General features: G+C 72.9%; 13 protein-coding genes. 4 read left to right on the top strand and 9 right to left on the bottom strand.

Going from position 1 to position 15,239, the window contains the following annotated elements; translation table 11 throughout:
• Positions 1-54: 54 nt before the first annotated feature.
• The 4 genes from AB0B55_RS02955 to AB0B55_RS02940 all read left to right on the top strand — a co-directional run bounded on the left by AB0B55_RS02955 (position 55) and on the right by AB0B55_RS02940 (position 5,085).
• Entirely contained in the window at positions 55-1,233 is a 1,179-nt protein-coding gene (locus tag AB0B55_RS02955) for a Gfo/Idh/MocA family oxidoreductase (protein WP_357169837.1), read from the top strand.
• 55 nt (positions 1,234-1,288) lie between these two features.
• On the top strand, positions 1,289-2,638 hold the full coding sequence (locus tag AB0B55_RS02950; protein ID WP_357169834.1) for a polysaccharide lyase family 1 protein: 1,350 nt from the start codon (positions 1,289-1,291) through the stop codon (positions 2,636-2,638).
• Positions 2,639-2,719: 81 nt separating this feature from the next.
• Positions 2,720-3,448: an HD domain-containing protein gene (locus AB0B55_RS02945; protein WP_357169831.1), complete on the top strand. Its 729-nt coding sequence runs from the start codon at positions 2,720-2,722 to the stop codon at positions 3,446-3,448.
• A gap of 149 nt (positions 3,449-3,597) precedes the next feature.
• Entirely contained in the window at positions 3,598-5,085 is a 1,488-nt protein-coding gene (locus AB0B55_RS02940) for an FAD-binding protein (RefSeq protein WP_357169828.1), read from the top strand.
• Positions 5,086-5,392: 307 nt separating this feature from the next.
• Here the strand turns inward: AB0B55_RS02940 and AB0B55_RS02935 are convergent, their stop codons facing one another.
• The 9 genes from AB0B55_RS02935 to AB0B55_RS02895 form a co-directional block, all read right to left on the bottom strand.
• The gene (locus AB0B55_RS02935) at positions 5,393-6,163 is read right to left on the bottom strand and encodes a BTAD domain-containing putative transcriptional regulator (RefSeq protein WP_357169825.1); all 771 of its coding nucleotides are present in this window, start codon (positions 6,161-6,163) and stop codon (positions 5,393-5,395) included.
• A 137-nt stretch (positions 6,164-6,300) separates the two neighbouring features.
• Positions 6,301-7,428, bottom strand: coding sequence for a hypothetical protein (locus tag AB0B55_RS02930; RefSeq protein WP_357169822.1), 1,128 nt, complete (start codon positions 7,426-7,428; stop codon positions 6,301-6,303).
• A gap of 13 nt (positions 7,429-7,441) precedes the next feature.
• Positions 7,442-9,787: a hypothetical protein gene (locus AB0B55_RS02925; protein WP_357169819.1), complete on the bottom strand. Its 2,346-nt coding sequence runs from the start codon at positions 9,785-9,787 to the stop codon at positions 7,442-7,444.
• Between the two features lie 11 nt (positions 9,788-9,798).
• Positions 9,799-11,235 (bottom strand): baseplate J/gp47 family protein, encoded by a 1,437-nt coding sequence (locus AB0B55_RS02920; RefSeq protein ID WP_357169816.1) that lies wholly within the window; start codon positions 11,233-11,235, stop codon positions 9,799-9,801.
• Positions 11,228-11,731 carry a hypothetical protein gene (locus AB0B55_RS02915; protein WP_355051237.1) on the bottom strand — a complete coding sequence of 168 codons (504 nt, stop codon included), beginning with the start codon at positions 11,729-11,731 and terminating at the stop codon, positions 11,228-11,230. The genes AB0B55_RS02920 and AB0B55_RS02915 overlap by 8 nt, the downstream gene beginning before the upstream one ends.
• 1 nt (position 11,732) lies before the next feature.
• Positions 11,733-12,056 carry a hypothetical protein gene (locus AB0B55_RS02910; RefSeq protein ID WP_355051238.1) on the bottom strand — a complete coding sequence of 108 codons (324 nt, stop codon included), beginning with the start codon at positions 12,054-12,056 and terminating at the stop codon, positions 11,733-11,735.
• Between the two features lie 10 nt (positions 12,057-12,066).
• A complete protein-coding gene (locus AB0B55_RS02905; protein WP_357169813.1) occupies positions 12,067-14,094 on the bottom strand; it encodes a hypothetical protein in 2,028 nt (675 codons plus the stop codon).
• Entirely contained in the window at positions 14,091-14,738 is a 648-nt protein-coding gene (locus AB0B55_RS02900) for a hypothetical protein (protein WP_357169810.1), read from the bottom strand. The genes AB0B55_RS02905 and AB0B55_RS02900 overlap by 4 nt, the downstream gene beginning before the upstream one ends.
• A complete protein-coding gene (locus tag AB0B55_RS02895; protein ID WP_053659787.1) occupies positions 14,738-15,238 on the bottom strand; it encodes a hypothetical protein in 501 nt (166 codons plus the stop codon). Before AB0B55_RS02895 ends, AB0B55_RS02900 begins: the two co-directional genes overlap by 1 nt.
• Position 15,239: the final 1 nt, after the last annotated feature.

Raw genomic sequence — 15,239 nt, 5'->3', positions numbered from 1 at the left:
GGCCCCGGCCGGGAGGGCGGCGCTACCGGCGGTGGCGCTTTCGGTCGGTGTCGCGTGAACGGGTCGGTGCCGCCGACGACGGTGGCGGTGATCGGGGCGAACGGGCACGGTCACTGGCACCGGCGGGTGATCGCCCCGCTGCACGCCGACGGCCGCCTGCGACTCGTCGCCCTGGTCGACGTCGCACCGGTGCGCGACGAGCGGGAGGCGCCCGTGCCGCCCGGCGTCGGCGTGTTCACCGACCACCCGACGATGCTCGCCGCCACCCGCCCGGAGGTGGTGGTGATCTGCACTCCGCCGCACACCCACCTGCCGATCGCCCGCGACGCCGTCGCGGCCGGCGCGGACCTGCTGCTGGAGAAGCCGCCGGTGCTGTCGATGGCCGAGCATCACGAGCTGACCGACGCGCTCTCGGCGGCCGGCCGGGTGGCGCAGGTCGGCTTTCAGGCGCTCGGTTCGGCGGCGCTGACCGCGCTGACCGACGCGGTGGCCGCGGGCCGGTTGGGCACGGTCACCGGCATCTCCGCCGTCGCCGCCTGGCAACGGCCGGACGCCTACTACGCCCGCTCCCCGTGGGCCGGTCGACGAAGCGTGGACGGCCGGCCGGTGCTGGACGGCGCGCTCGTCAACCCGCTCGCGCACGCGGTAATGCAGTGCCTCGCGGTCGCCGAGGCGCTGGGAGGGGCGCCACCGTGGCCGGCGGCGATCGAGGTGGAGCGCTACCGGGTCCGGCCGATCGAGGTGGAGGACACGGCGGTGCTGCGCGTCCGTCTCCGCGCCGGCCCACCCGTGCTGGCGGCGGTCACGCTGGCCTCCGCCGAGTTCGTGGCCGGCGAGCTGGTGGTGACCGGCACGAGCGGGCCGGCGTCGCTGGAGTACCCGACCGACCGGCTGCGCCTGCCCGGCGACGCGGTGACCCGCCGCGTCCCCGGTCGACGGGGCCTGCTGGAGAACCTGCTCGCCCACCGGATCGACCCGGTCGGGGTGCCGCTGATCGCGCCGCTGGCCCGTACCGCGCCGTTCACCGCCCTGCTGGACGCGCTGCGGGCCGCCCCCGAGCCCCGACTGCTCGACGGGGAGCTGGTCGACGGGGTGGGCGACGGAGACCAGCGCGTCCGTCACCTGCGCGGCGTGGCCGACGTGCTGCGCGCCTCGGCCGAACGCGGGGCGCTGCCGAGCGAGTGGGGCGTGCCCTGGGCGACTGCCCCGTATCGCACCGAACTCGCGGAATAGCACCTCCGGACCCGACACCACGCCATCAGACACCTCAGCAGAACGGAGCGAAGCGATGCGCAAATCCCTCATCGGCGTACTGGTGGTCGCCCTGCTGCTCGTCGCCGCACCGGCCGCCGCCCACCCCGACGTTCCGCCCACCGACCGGCTGTCCTGGTCGGCCCGCCACCTCGGTCGGCAGGCCTTGCCCGAGCGCGACGGCTGGGCGGCCGAGGGCGACGGCACCACCGGCGGCTCGGCGGCCACCGCCGAACGGACCCGGGTGGTGCACAGCCGGGCCGAGCTGGTCGACGCGCTCGGCGGTGACAACGCCACCAACGCCACCGATGCCACGCCGAAGCTCATCTACGTGGACGGTGCCGTCGACGGCTTCGAAGCACCCGACGGTACGGCGCTGAGCTGCGCCGACCTGGCCGACCCGACGTACCGGCTGGACGCCTACCTGGCCGCGTACGACCCGGCGGTGTGGGGTCGGGTGGCCCCCGCCGGGCCGCTGGAGGAGGCCCGGGTGCGGTCGGTGGCGAACCAGACCCGCCAGACCCAGATCAACGTGGGCCCCAACACCACGATCGTCGGGCTGCGCGGGGCCCGGCTGACCGGCCTCACCCTCATGATCGACCGGGCGTCGAACGTCATCGTGCGAAACCTGACCTTCGTGGACGCCCGGGACTGCTTCCCCGCCTGGTCGCCGACCGACGGCGAGACCGGCAACTGGAACAGCCAGTACGACCAGATCTCGGTACGTCGCAGCGAGCACGTCTGGGTCGACCACAACACGTTCACCGACGGCGACAACCCGGACAGCGCCCAGCCCAGCTACTTCGGGCGGCCCTACCAGGTGCACGACGGGTCGTTGGACGTCACCCACACCGCCAGCGGAGTCACCGCCACCTGGAACCGGTTCATCGGGCGGGACAAGCTGATGCTGATCGGCTCGTCCAACACGGTCGGGCCGGACGTGGGCCGGCTCAAGGTCACCCTGCACCACAACCTCTTCGACGGCGTCCTGCAACGACTGCCCCGGGTGCGCTTCGGTCAGGTCGACGTCTACAACAACCACTACCGGCTCGGCGGGGACGGCTTCCAGTACGCCCTCGGCGTCGGGGTCCAGTCGGCGATGTACGCGGAGAACAACTTCTTCACCCTGGATCCGGCGGTCGACCCGGCCGACCTGCTCTACGACTGGGGTGGCACCGGGCTGACCGAGCGGGGCTCCTGGGTGCGCCAGGGCACCGGCCGGGCCCGGCCGGTCGACCTGCTGGCCGCGTACAACGCGGTCCACGATCCCGACCTGGCCGCCGACGCGGGCTGGACGCCCACCCTGCGTCGTGATCCCGTGCTACCGACGCCGCTGGTCCCTCTCGTGGTGAATCCCCTGGCCGGGGCCGACCGGTTGCCGATCTGACGGCTCGACCCGCCGGAGTTCGTGGTCGGGTCGACGACGTAAGGGCTCATCGATGTGGTGAAGATCGGCTATAAGTGACGCATGGACTTCCCGCCGCACCTGGGCAGCATGCCGATGCACGCGATCACCGAGATCCACGGCGAACCGGGCCTGCTGGAGCGCTTCCGGCTGGAGATCCAACAGTTCGACGACGCCGCCCGCGAGCGGTTGACCGCCGCGCTCGACCTGGCCGCCGAGTTGCACCGTGACGACCGGCGCGTCCGCGAGCCGTACCTGAACCACCTGCTGCGGGTGGCGATCCGACTGATGCACCACTACCAGGTGCGCGACGTGGACGTGATCGTCGCCGGCCTGCTGCACGACGCGGTCGAGGACCACCCGGTCGAGCTGGCCGGCGACGGCGCCGGCACCGACCCGACCGGGGCCGCGCTGGCCGCGCTCGCCGTGCGGTTCGGGACGCGTGTCGCGACGCTCGTCGCCGCCGTCACCAACCCGGTGTACGACCCCGAGCGGGACCGCAACACGCAGTACCGGGAGCACCTGGCGGTCAGCCTGGACCGCGAGCCCTGGGCCCGGGTGATCAAGGTGTCGGACTTCACCGACAACGGCGTCGGCGTGATCCACACGGTCGGGCCGAAGGTCGTCTCGTCGGCCCGTAAGTACCGGCCGCTGGTGCCGCTCTTCCGGGATCTGATCGGCCGGCCGGACACGCCGTTGTCGGCGGGGGTCAAGCGGCACATCTTCGGTCAGCTCGATCTTGCCGAGGAGCGGTTCAGCGCCATCCTGGACCAGCCCGCGCACGCCAACTGACCTGCCGTCGCGTCACCCGACCGGGTTCTGTGACAAGTTCTCGGATCTGCGCCGCAGCCTGCGGAATTACGGTGGTTTTGCGTCAGTTGGGAGGCAAAGGTCCTCTCGGTCGAATCTCTGACGCGACCCCCGTCGAGAGGATTCGGACCATGCGCGACCTTTCTCGTCGCGATCTGCTCAGGGCGACGGCCGTCGGCGCCGGAGCGATCGCCCTGCCCGGCGTGATGGCTGGCAGTTCGGCGGTGGCGGCGGACGGCCCACCCGTCGGCGACACCTACCCGCCCGCGACGTTGACCGGCCGGATCGTCCGCCCCCAGAGCCCCGACTACGCGGAGGCGAGCATCGGCTGGGACGAGCTGTTCGTGCGCTACCCGCTGGTCATCGTCTTCGCTCAGGAGACCCAGGACGTCGTCAACGCCCTCACCTGGGCTCGGCAGCACGACGTGGCGCTGCGGGTACGCAGCGGCCGGCACAGCCTGGAAGGTTGGTCGAACGTCGACAACGGCCTCGTCATCGACGTCAGCGAGCTGAAGGACGTCCACATCGACACCGCCACGCGCACGGCGAAGCTCGGCGCGGGGCTCAACCAGTCGGAAGCGATCACCGCGCTCGGGGAGTACGACCTCGCGGCGACGACCGGAACGGAGGGGACCGTCGGCCTGTCCGGCGCGACCCTCGGTGGCGGCTTCGGGTTCCTCACCCGCTACCTCGGCATGGCCTGCGACAACCTGATCGGGGCGGAGATCGTCGTCGCGGCGGGCGCCAACGGCGCCAGGGTGCTCGAGGTGGACCCGTGGAACCACGCGGACCTGCTCTGGGCGCTGCGCGGCGCCGGAAACGGCAACTTCGGGATCGTCACCTCCCTGACCTACCAGGTAGCCCCGCTGGAGAGCGTGGCGTACCTGCAGGCGACCTGGTCGGGCCTCGACGACCTGCACGACGTCTTCGACACCTGGCAGCGCGTCGCGCCGTTCGCCGACCCCCGCCTCGGCAGCCAGGTCGAGATCCACCCGACCGAGATCCTGGTGTTCGGGGTGCTCGCCGAGGGATCGGAGGCGGAGGTGAGAAGGCTGCTGGAACCGCTGCTCTCCATCGGCAACCCCGAGGTCAGCGTGCAGATCGGCGGTTGGAGCGAGACGTACGCCGGATTCCAGGTCCCGAACGACGAAGAGCCGGCGAAGTGGAAGTTCTTCTCCCAGTTCACCAGGGAACCCTTCCCGACAAGGGCGATCAGCATCGTCCGCGAGTTCATGGAGAAGGCTCCGTCGCCGGACAGCAACTTCTTCACCCAGGCGTTCGGCCGGGGCGCCCAACGGCAGGAGCCCTTCGGCGGCTCGGCGTTTCCGCACCGTGACGCGCTCTTCTACTCCGAGCCCGGCGCTGGTTGGGGCACCCGCGGCGAGCCGGACAGCGGCGACGCCATCACCCCGATCGCGCAGACCTGGATCGCCGAGTTCAGCCAGGCGCTGCGACCCTACGTGGACGGCGCGTACGTCAACGTGCCGAACATCGGCATGGCGGAGTGGGAGGAGGCCTACTGGGGGCGCAACTTCCCACGACTGCGCAAAGTCAAGGCGAAGTACGACCCGCACAACGTCTTCCAGTACGAGCAGAGCATCCCGCCCGCGACCCACTGACCCGGCTGACCAGCAGTCCGCCCGCCCGCCAACCCGACGCCCCTACCCCACCCCCTCGCGCGTCCCTTGCTCTGCTTCAACGGAGGCAACACTGACGGCGTCTCAGTGTTGCGCGGGTTGAAGCAGAGCAGAGGGCGCGCAGGAGACCCGTGGCCGCCGCCCGCGGGCGGCCGGGCTGACTGAGCGGACTGTTGGCGGGGGCAGACCGACGGCCGGGCAGGAGCCAGACAGGTAGCGGCCAGGCGAGACAGGTAGAGGCCAGGCGGGACACGCGGGGGCGCGTTGTCGGTATGGGTGGTGCGGTTGCTCAGGGATACGGGACCGCGGCGCCGGAGCGGCCAGCCTGCACCAGACGCTCCAGCCAGGGTGTCGGAGCGACGCCCAACTCCCGGCCCAGGTCGGCGCGGAACAGCTCGAACCGTCGCACCGCCTCGTTGATGTTGCTTTCGGCCAGGTGCACCGCGATCAGCGCGCGGGTGGCGCTCTCCCGCAGCGGCTCCAGGTGCACGGCGGTCAACGCCACCTGCACCGCCTCACTGAAGCGTCCCTGGGCGGTGAGGCGTTCGGCGAGAGCTTCCAGCGCGTACAGCCGGGTCTGGCGCAGCCGTTCCCGCTCCGTCAGAACCCAGTCGTCGTACCAGCCGGGCAACAGCTCGCCGGTCGCCAACGCCGGCACGGTGCCCACGGGTGAGCCGCCGGCCAGCAGGACGGCCGCCGCCGTGCTCAGGGCGGCCACGTCACTCGTGACGTCGGCGGCCAGGGCCAGCCCGTCGTCCTCCTCGACCAAGGGCTCGGGCGTCACCCGGTGCAGCCGCCACAGCATCGTGCGCAGGTTGGCCCGCGCCCGATCCTCGTGGGAGGCGGGCCAGAGCGTCCCAGCAGCCTCCGAGCGGGCACACCGCTGGCGTACGCCGAGGTAGGCGAGCAGCCGCCGGGCCCCCTGCGGCACCACCACGGACCGGCCGTCGCGTTCCAGCGCGAAGCCGCCGAGCAGCCGCAACGCGTACCGACTCGGTCGCACCGCCCCGGTCTCCGGCGCCCCGGAGCGCAGGTCGTACCTCGCCTCGTGAACTGCCATCCGCGCGCCCTTCGTGCCCGATCGCCCCGTGGGATTCTCACGGTCGGGTGTGGAGGGTCGGTACGCCAGCGCAGTGTCGTCACACCGACCCGGCGAACGGCGCGGATCAACCGTTCGCCGGAGTCGTCGCCGGCCGTTCAGCGCAGCTTGCTCAGCGTCTGGGCGTACCCGGTCCACTCGGCGGCGTCGCCGGCCTCGGCGCGTACCCCGGCCTCCTTCATGATGCCGAGCACCCGCTCGGCCGGCGCCTCGGCGAGCTTGCCCAGCGTGCTGATCCCGGCGCGGGCCAGCGCGGCGCGGGCCTTGGTCGGCACCCCGGCGAGCATCGCGATGTCGGCGTCCGCGACGTTCTCCAGCCCCGCGTCGACGCCGAGGGCCGCGGAGACCGCCGACTGGGCCCCGACGGTGGTCCGGACCATGACGGCCTCGCGCTCGCTGACCTCGGCGATCATCGCGTCCAGGCTCGGGTAGCTGCTGTCGGCCGGCAGCACCTTGAGCACGTCGCGGATGGTCCGGCCGTCGGCCACCTCGTCCTCGCCGAAGAAGCGGATGAACTCGACCACCTTCACCTCGCGCGGGAAGCGCTGCCGCACGTCACCGTGCTCGACGGCGTAGCGGGCGACCTGGGCGGCGCCGCGCACCTTCGGACCGACCACCACGTCCACGCCGAGGGTCTCCACGGCGGGCAGCACGATCGTGCCGGCTTTGGTCTGCCAGATGCTGACCTTCTTGTCCATGAACATCGTGGTGCCCATGTACTTGCCGAAGTCCAACGCGCCGATGTAGTTGGGGATCTGCTCGAAGGTGTACGGGCCGGGCACGATCTTGTTCTCGTGCACCGTCGAGTGCAGCCGGTTGATCTCGGCGCGGATCTCGTCGAGCAACCGGCGCAGGCTCACCCGCATCGCCGCCATGCAGGTGAACGCCTTGGCCAGGTCGGCGCCGAGGTGGTCCAGGTCGTGCTCGATGCGGTGGAACCGCTCGTTGAAGCCCTGCTCCCCCGGTGTCTGGCCGGCCTGTACGACGTCCTCGCCGTCCACCCAGTCGGTGTGCGCGAACGTGCGGGCGAACGGTGGTGGGGCGCAGCCCGGCTCCACCGCCGGGAACGACTCGGCGTAGCTGAACACCCGCTTCGCGGTGCCGACGTTCTCGTAGATCCAGGAGGAGACCAGCACGCTGGCGTCCGAGGCGGGAATGCCGTGGCGCGTGAACGCCTCGTACAGCTCGGTGACGGTCACCCCGTCGTAGTTGATCTCGTTCGCCATCGTGGTGTCCCTCTCAGAGCTGGTCGTACACGCCGCGGTGCCGGCGCTGCTGGAAGGTGCGGAAGGTCCGGGCGACGGCCGGGCGCAGCGGCTCGGCCGTCCCGTCGTCGTCGAGGTCGACGTGGTCACGGCGAATGCCGAAGGTGTTGATCTCCACCCCGAGCGGGCAGATCCTCGTCAGGGTGTTCATCAGCCGTTCGTACTGCTCCAGGGTCAACGTCACCCCGTCGGGCAGCTCGACCCGGAACTCGTACGGATCGGTCCGGCCGGTCCGTACGTAGGAGAGCGCCACCACGGCGACCAGGCCGGCGTGGGTGGGGCGCAGCGCGGTCCGCGCGCCGACCGCCTTGATCTCCGCCGTGCCGCCGCCGAGTCCCACCGTGTACCAGCGGAACCCGGTGGCCCGACGCTCGCTCAGGTTCAGCCCGGCCTGCGGCAGGCCGATGACGCCGCACACCAGCAGCACCCGGTTGCCCGTCTCGACGAGCGGAAGCACGGCGGCGAGGTGCTGGTCGCGCAGCAGCCCCACCAGCCGGGCCAGCCGGTCGGCGGCGGCCGGTTGGCCGGCGATCAGCGCGGACGCCAACGCAGCCGGCAGTTCGATGGTCTCCACCAGCTCGTCGGGGAGGCGGTTCAGCGCGGCCACCACGGGCGCCGGGTCGCGTACCGCGGGCAGGCCGGCGGCGGCGAGGACCGCGTCGACCGGCTGCCCGGCCGGTCGGGTCGGCACGGCCGCCCACCGGGTCCGGGCCGCCGCGTCGGTCAACGGGGACCACGCCGTCTCCCCGGCAGCCACCCAGGCCGTGCGTGCCGCGGCCAGACCGGCCAGCAGCAGGGCGTTGCCACCCGGGTCGCCCGGGGCGTGGAACTGCGCCTCGACCGGCGCGTCGACGCCCACCGAAGCGGTGAGCGGCGCGGTCACCGCGAGCCCTCGGGTGGGCAGGTGCGACAGGTACATCACGGTGGTGCTGACCCGGTGCGTGGTCGGCAACCCGCAGACCCGCCACAGCCAGGCCAGCTCGCCGTCGGCCGAGACGGTGGGCACGCCGGCGGCGCGGGCGGCGGCGATGAGCGCCTCGGCGGTCCGGTCGGCGGTCACCGTCCGGCCGGTGTCCAGCACCCGGTTACGCAGGTCGGTGGCCTGCGCCGGGGTCGGCCAGCTCACGTCGACGCCGAGACCCAACTCGTAGCGGCTCCCACCGGCGTCGTCCTGGGCGCGGCTGACCTGCCACACGATCGTCGAGCCGAGCGCCCGGCACACCCGCCCCGCACGGTCCAGGGCGGTCGCCAGCGGCGGCGCGATGCCGTGCGAGCTGTCGAAGGTGTACGACTGACGCAGGCTCGCCCGCAGTGCAGTGACCTCGGCGAGGCGGCTGGCCGGCAACGCCCGACCGGCGTGGACGGTGTTGTTCGGCGGGGTGTTGGCGGGCAACACCAGGCGGTCGCGGCGCAGTTGGGCGAGGAAGTTGCTGCGGTGCTGCGGGTCACCGACGGCGACCAGCCGGACCGCCACCGCGAACTGGTCGTCGTCCTCGCGCAGCGTGAAGCGCGCCCCGCCGGGCAGGTCGGCGAAGAGGCCCGTGTTCGGGTCGGTGTCCGCGCCGGGGCCGTTGAGCAGCCGGCGTACCGCGCCCGGGGTGGGCAGCAGGAACCGCCGGTACAGCCCGAGCCGGTGGGCGTACGCGTCGTCCGGCTCGCGGGCCGGTGGGGGCAGGCGTCGGGCGTACACCTCGCCGTTGGTCGGCTCGTGCACCAGCTCGTCGACGAAGCGGGCCACCCCGACGTCCGCGCCGATCCGGTCCAGCGCGTCGCGCCGGGCGTGGGCCAGGGTCCGGTACGCGTGCACCTCCCGGGCCGCCCGACGCAGCCGGTGCTTCTCGTACGACACCAGGTAGAGCAGGCGACCCAGGTTGCCCTCGACCACGGCCAGCTCGACGAGGGCGGGGAGCGCGGTGCCGGTGACCGCCGTGGCGGCCGTGCCCTCGACGGCCCGCTCGGCCGACACGGCGACCGCGAACGGCGCGACCAGCGGCTCGTCGGCGGTGTCCGGCACGTACGCCGGCACCGACGCGCCCTCGGCGGACCAGGGCGCGAACACCACCGGCGGCAGTACCCGCTGCCCCGCGCCGCCCGGGTCGACGGTGACCGTCACCCGGACGGTCTCCTCGGCCAGGTCGCGGCGCAGCACGACGGTGAGCAGCGGATGCCGGCTGGTCCAGTCCACGGCGGCGGCACCGGTGGTGGCGAGCGGCACCACGACCCGCCGGACGGTTCCCAGGTAGGGGCCTTCCAACTGGTCGATCAGGTTGCGTTCGACGGACGGGTCGACGCCGTCCACGGGTACCCGGATGTCGGTCATCGCGCCCCCGCTCAGACGATCCGGAACGGCCGGGGGTCGTCCCGGTCGACGTAGACGGGCACCTGGTTGGCGGCGAGCACCGCGTTGTCGCCGACCGGCAGCCGCTGCACCCCGTCGCCGGTGGGCGCGCTGCCGGTCACCACCACCGCCGAGTCGGCCGGGAAGCGGACCAGCCGCAGGTTGCGCACGTCGGCGACGCCCGGCTCGTTCATCAGCGTCCAGATCACCTCGGCGGCGCGGACCGGCTCGCCGAAGGGCAGTTCGTCGACGTACCGGCGCAGCCGGGCGTGCAGCCGGGCGCGCAGCTCGGTGGCGGCCGTGGAGGCGTTGATCGTCTCCTTCGAGCCGGTGGGCAGCGGCAGGCCCCGGATCACCAGGTCGGCCTCGACGCCGATGCCGACCTCGTCGGCGCGGTCCACCGAGGCGAAGATGCCCACCGGGCGCAGGTCCTCGATGACCGACTCGACGGCGGCGTGCAGGCCGTCCGGCCCGTCCCAGATGGCGGCGGCGGTCGGCGCGACGAGCACCGTGACGTAGTACGGGTTGCCCAGGTCGCGTTCGGTGCTGAAGACCCGCTCGATGAAGTTGAAGTTGCCGAAGATGGACTGGTTGAGGTCCAGTCCGCCCCGGCCGTCGAAGACCTGCACCTGGCGTACGCCGGGCACGGTGGCCACGGCGAGGCCGATCGCCTCGGCCGTCCAGATGGAGCGGGGCGCGGCGAGCAACAGTTGCCGGTAGCGGGCGTCGGAGACCTGCTGTTCGCCGCCGGTGAGCGCGACGGCGTGGGTGATCTCGACCAGCTCCTTGCCGGCGGCCTGCTCGGCGTCGTCCAGGTCGGCCAGCAGGGTGTCGGCGCGGTTCCAGCGGTCGATCTTCTGCTGCGGCTGGGTGGGGTCGAGGTTGTGCGCCGGGCCGGGATAGAAGGCGGCGACGGCCGGTTCGCGCTCACCGACGGCGGCGGAGAGCACCACCGTCTCGTCCAGGGCCACGTGGTGCCCGCCGGGGGTGGACAGTCGGGCGCCCCGGGGCAGCGTGAGCTGTGGGTGGCCGGTCGGCAGCGCGGCCTTGAGCTTGAGCTTCACCGTCCCCCGGGCCGGCAGGTACGGCCGGGGTATGCCGAGTTCCTCGCCGAGGCGGGTCAGCGCGTCGGCGGTCGCGGACACCACGAAGGAGTTGTCGTAGACCGCGCCGAGCGCGGCCCACATCCGGGCGTCCTCCAGGGCGGCGAGTTCGAGGACCTTGCGCAGCACCGCGCCACTGGTCAGGTCGACGTCCTCGCCGAAGAGCAGCCGGGCGGTGGCCAGCTTCTCGGCGAGCAACCGGGCGAAGGACTTGGGCACGAAGCCGGTCTCGACGACGCCGAAGCCCGTCGAGCCGGTGGCCCGCAGCGCGGCGGCGTCGACGGCGAGGACGTCGGCCAGTTCGGCCGGGAGGGTCGGGTCAGACACTTGGCAGCTCCCCGAGGCGCACCGAGAGCCGGTCGTCGGTGATGGTTTCGAACTGGACCTGGACCTGGAGGGTGCGCGAGGCGCGCAGCGCGGCGGCCGAGGCGTCGTCGGCGCGGCCCGCGCCGAGCCGGCCGTCGTCGAGGTTGACGTCGACGATCTTGCGGACCCGCGGATCGCGGTCGAGCAGGGTGATGATGCCGATGCGGACCTGCTCGCGGATGAGGTTCGGCTCGATCTGCTCGGCGAGGGCGTTGAGGCCGTCGAAGCCGAACGTCGCGTCGAAGACGTTCGAGCCGCGCAGCGTGGTCAGCGCCACCGCGAGGCTCTGCGCCACGTTGCCGGTGCCCTCGACCAGCGCCAACGTCCGGCCGTTCGGTCCATCGTCGAAGACGATGTCCCGGGCCAGGTCGACGCCGGGCATGGTGGGTTCGAAGGCGAGGCCCCAGCCGAGGTAGCGGCGCTGGGCGGCCTGCCGTTCGCGCTCGGTACGGTCCACGTCAGGCCGCCTTCAGCTTGCTCTGGCCGGCGCTGGCGGACAGTCCGGGGCTGGAGCCGTCGGTGGCGCCGCTGAGCGAGTCCAACGCCACGGCCACGTTGCCGACCGTGAGCTTTCCGGCCGCCCCGGTCGCGGACGTCACCGTGCTGCACTGCTTGGTGGAGTTGCTGGTGGTGATGGTGCAGCCGGCCACCGACTTGCCGTTGATGCCGTCGAGGCGGACCACCGGCTTGTGGTCGACGGTCAGCTTGCCCTGCCCGGTCGGAGAGACCTTCCCCTGGTTGGGGCAGTGCACGTCGCTCGACGTGGTGAGCACGAATGCCATGTCGCTCTCCTCAGTGGACGTTCATCGCGTTGCTGACCTGGACGTCGACGTCGTCGGCGGCGATGCTGACCGTGCCGCCGCTGATGTTCACCGCGCCGTTGCCGGCGTCCAGGTCGATCTGGGTGGCGGTGATGGTGATCGAGCCGTCCTGCTTCATCACGATCGAGGACCCGCCGCCGGCGTGCTCGATGGTGATGCTGTCGGCCTCGTCGGCGCGCGCCGGGCGCTGGCCGCGACCCTTGAGCTGGGCCCGACCCACCCGCACGGTCAGCTCGCCCAGCTCGATGACCCGGTTGCCGTCGCCGTCGGTGAGGTCGTGCGCCACCTTGCCGTCGTGGTCGGCGGGGGTTGCCGTGTCGGCGATGGACGAGCGGCTGCTGTCGGCCACCCCGACCGGCAGGGACAGCCACCAGTCCCCCGGCTCGGAGACCGGGGCGTGCCCGGTGGGCCAGAGCGCGCCCACCTCGACCGGGTCGTCCGGTGCGCCGTTGCGGTAGGCCAGCGCCACCCGGGTGCCCGGGTAGCGGGGCAGGATCAGCCCGCACCCGCCCCAGGCGAATGGGGTCAGGTAGGTCACCCCGGGCAGCGGAGCGGGTTGCTGCCGGCGTACCGGCAGGCGGCGGGAGCCGTTGGGGCGGCCGTCCGGGCGAACGAGGCCCTCCCACACCGTCTCGGTCTGGGCGGGCGGCTCGACCGCGCCGCTGGCGTTGGTGGCGACCGCGCGTACCTCGCCGATCTCCAGGCCGCGCGTCTCACCCCGGGCCGCGCGGGCGGCCCGGCGCACCGCCTCGGCGGCGGCCACCCCGGGCGACGACGCCGGGCCGGCCGGCTCGGCGGTCCCCACACCGGACGCGTCGCTCCAGGTGTCCCACGCCTGGGCGCTCGACGCGACCTCCACGCCCTGCACCACCGTGACGAACCCGGCGGTACGCGACAGCGTGTGCCGGGCGGCGCTGAGGTAGAGCAGCTTCGACCCCGCGCCCAGTTCCCCGGTCGACGGGGCGAACGGCGCGGCGAACGAGCCGAGCAGCGCCGCGCCGACGCTGCCCAGCGTGGTGGCCTCGTCGGTGGCGGGCGGGTCGAAGCGCACCAGGTCGCCGGGCTTCAGGTCGGGGCGGCCCTTGAGGGTCAGCGTCCACGCCCGGCGGCGCGGCGCGGCGGTGCCGCCGGTCTCGGTGGCCGCGTACGGGTCGGTGTCCTGGGTGCCGTTCTCGGTGCAGGCCAGCAGACCGGTGGCGAGGGTCAGCGGCTTCGGCTCGCCCTCCGGGTACGGGATGGGACGCTTGCCGACGTGCACGGTGCCGTCGCGGATCAGCAGCATCCCCCGCCCGTACGCGTTGAGGGACTGCTGCAACGCGCCGCCGAGGCGTTCCAGGGCGGCACGGTAGAGCAGCCCCGCCCCGAAGGCGACCCGCTCGTCGCCGGCCGCCTCGGTCGCGCCCCGGGTCATCGTGCCGTCCGGGTTGGCGCCCCATCCGGTCACGTCCACCCGGGTCCGCTCGCCGATGGCGCGGATCGCGGCGGTGAACGTGGCCGCCTCGAACCGTTCGGCGACCCGCTGCCCGAGCCGGGCGTACGCCTGCTCGACGAGGGTCAGCTCGGTGTCGTACGTCCGCTCGCCGGTGAGCCGGCGCACCTTCGTGACCCGCAGGACGGCGACCAGCGCCTGGGTCAGCTCGGCCGGGGTCGGGCCGGCGTTGACGCCGACCAGGTTGGTGAAGAACGCGCCGACGGAGGTGTTGGCGTCGCGCCAGTACAGGTGCAGCTTCGCCACCAGCGGCGGTTGCCCCTCGGCGGTGCGCAGCGCGGCGAAGTGTTCGTCGACGAGCCCCTGCACGGTGACCGTGTACGCGCCGGGGCCCAGCCCGTCGGGCAGCGCGGCGTCGATGGCCGCGTAGTAGTCGGCGCTGGACAGGGTGAGCGCGGCGTCCGGGCTGATGCCGGTCGGGGTCTCCCGGTGGAAGGTGATGGTCCAGCCGGCGTCGTTGCCGACGGCGCCCTGGCGTACCTGGCCGGTCTGGAACGGCGTGAGCGTCACCGCAGCACCCTCCGCATCTTCTTGTCGAGCAGGTAGCGGTAGCGCAGCCGGGCGGGACCGAGGTCGGATTCGACGCGCTGCGCGGGCGGCCGGCGACGCCAGACGAACTCGTTGATCGGTGGTGGCCCGAACTGGTCCACCGCCCGGTCGGCGGGCCGCCAGGCCACGGTCAGGTGGGAGCCGTAGTCGCCGGAGCCGCGGACCGTCCCGGCGTGCAGCAGCCAGGCCAGCACCAGCACCTCGACGGCGACCGGGGTGACGCCGGGGGCGGTGGGTGTGCCCGCGTCGGGGCAGACCCGGCGCAGGCCGGTGGCGAGCGGCACGGAGCCGAGGATGCGGGTGCCCTGGCGGACGACGAGACGCAGCGGCACCCGCCCGACCAGCGCCGGTGGTCGGGACGTGGCCGTCGGCGCGGGTCGGGGCGCGAGGTCGTCGGCGGAGCTGCTCACCACGGCGAGCGGGTCGGTGGACAGCCACTGTCGGGCCAGGCCGGTGGGCAGGATCAGCACCGCGTGCACGCCCGCGCCCAACTCGACGCGGTGTGGCAGGCCGGCGGTGAGGCTCTGCCGCACCTCGGTGAACCCGTCGGGCACCGCGATCGGTGTCTCCGGCAGCAGGTAGCGGTCGATCGGGAACGGTGGCATCAGTTGCCCAACCCGTCGGCGAGCGCGCCGACTCCGATGCTGGCCACGTCGAGCAGCTTGCCGAGCAGGCTGGGACGGGGCACGTGGACGAGGGTGATGGTGGTGTCCAGGACGTCGCGGCGGGCGGCCGAGGCGTTGAAGGTCAGCGACTGCACCTGCATGTCGGTGCGGATGGTCATGGAGGTGACCAGGATCAGCCCGCCGAACTTCCCGCCGGAGTACGCCGCCAGGGCGGTGCCGCGTTTGCTCGCCTCGGCCATCGTCTCCAGGGCGAACTTCCAGGCGTAGCGTTCCGCGCCGACGAGCACGCCGGTGAGCGTGATGGTGTCGTCGTGGGTGGCCACGATGGCCTTGTGCGCGGTGGAGCCGATCGGCGGCAGGTGGTACGTCTGCGCCAGGGAGATGGCGGTGACCGCCCACAGGGGGATCGGCAGCACCCCGTCGCTGATGATCGCCGACGGCACCGTGCCGTACCGCATGAAGCTGCTGGTGATCGCCATG

Origin of the sequence: Micromonospora sp. NPDC049107 (genome assembly GCF_040648595.1) — a bacterium.
Taxonomy (GTDB): domain Bacteria; phylum Actinomycetota; class Actinomycetes; order Mycobacteriales; family Micromonosporaceae; genus Micromonospora.
Note: the sequence above shows the minus strand (reverse complement) of the source record. Positions and strands in the feature narration are given on the sequence as shown.

What these genes read in the sequence shown, in the direction of transcription:
- AB0B55_RS02950 (WP_357169834.1), top strand. Translation starts at nt 1,289, where the DNA reads ATGCGCAAATCCCTCATCGGCGTACTGGTGGTCGCCCTGCTGCTCGTC.
- AB0B55_RS02945 (WP_357169831.1), top strand. Translation starts at nt 2,720, where the DNA reads ATGGACTTCCCGCCGCACCTGGGCAGCATGCCGATGCACGCGATCACC.
- AB0B55_RS02940 (WP_357169828.1), top strand. Translation starts at nt 3,598, where the DNA reads ATGCGCGACCTTTCTCGTCGCGATCTGCTCAGGGCGACGGCCGTCGGC.
- AB0B55_RS02935 (WP_357169825.1), bottom strand. Translation starts at nt 6,163, where the DNA reads ATGGCAGTTCACGAGGCGAGGTACGACCTGCGCTCCGGGGCGCCGGAG.
- AB0B55_RS02930 (WP_357169822.1), bottom strand. Translation starts at nt 7,428, where the DNA reads ATGGCGAACGAGATCAACTACGACGGGGTGACCGTCACCGAGCTGTAC.
- AB0B55_RS02925 (WP_357169819.1), bottom strand. Translation starts at nt 9,787, where the DNA reads ATGACCGACATCCGGGTACCCGTGGACGGCGTCGACCCGTCCGTCGAA.
- AB0B55_RS02910 (WP_355051238.1), bottom strand. Translation starts at nt 12,056, where the DNA reads ATGGCATTCGTGCTCACCACGTCGAGCGACGTGCACTGCCCCAACCAG.
- AB0B55_RS02900 (WP_357169810.1), bottom strand. Translation starts at nt 14,738, where the DNA reads ATGCCACCGTTCCCGATCGACCGCTACCTGCTGCCGGAGACACCGATC.
- AB0B55_RS02895 (WP_053659787.1), bottom strand. Translation starts at nt 15,238, where the DNA reads ATGGCGATCACCAGCAGCTTCATGCGGTACGGCACGGTGCCGTCGGCG.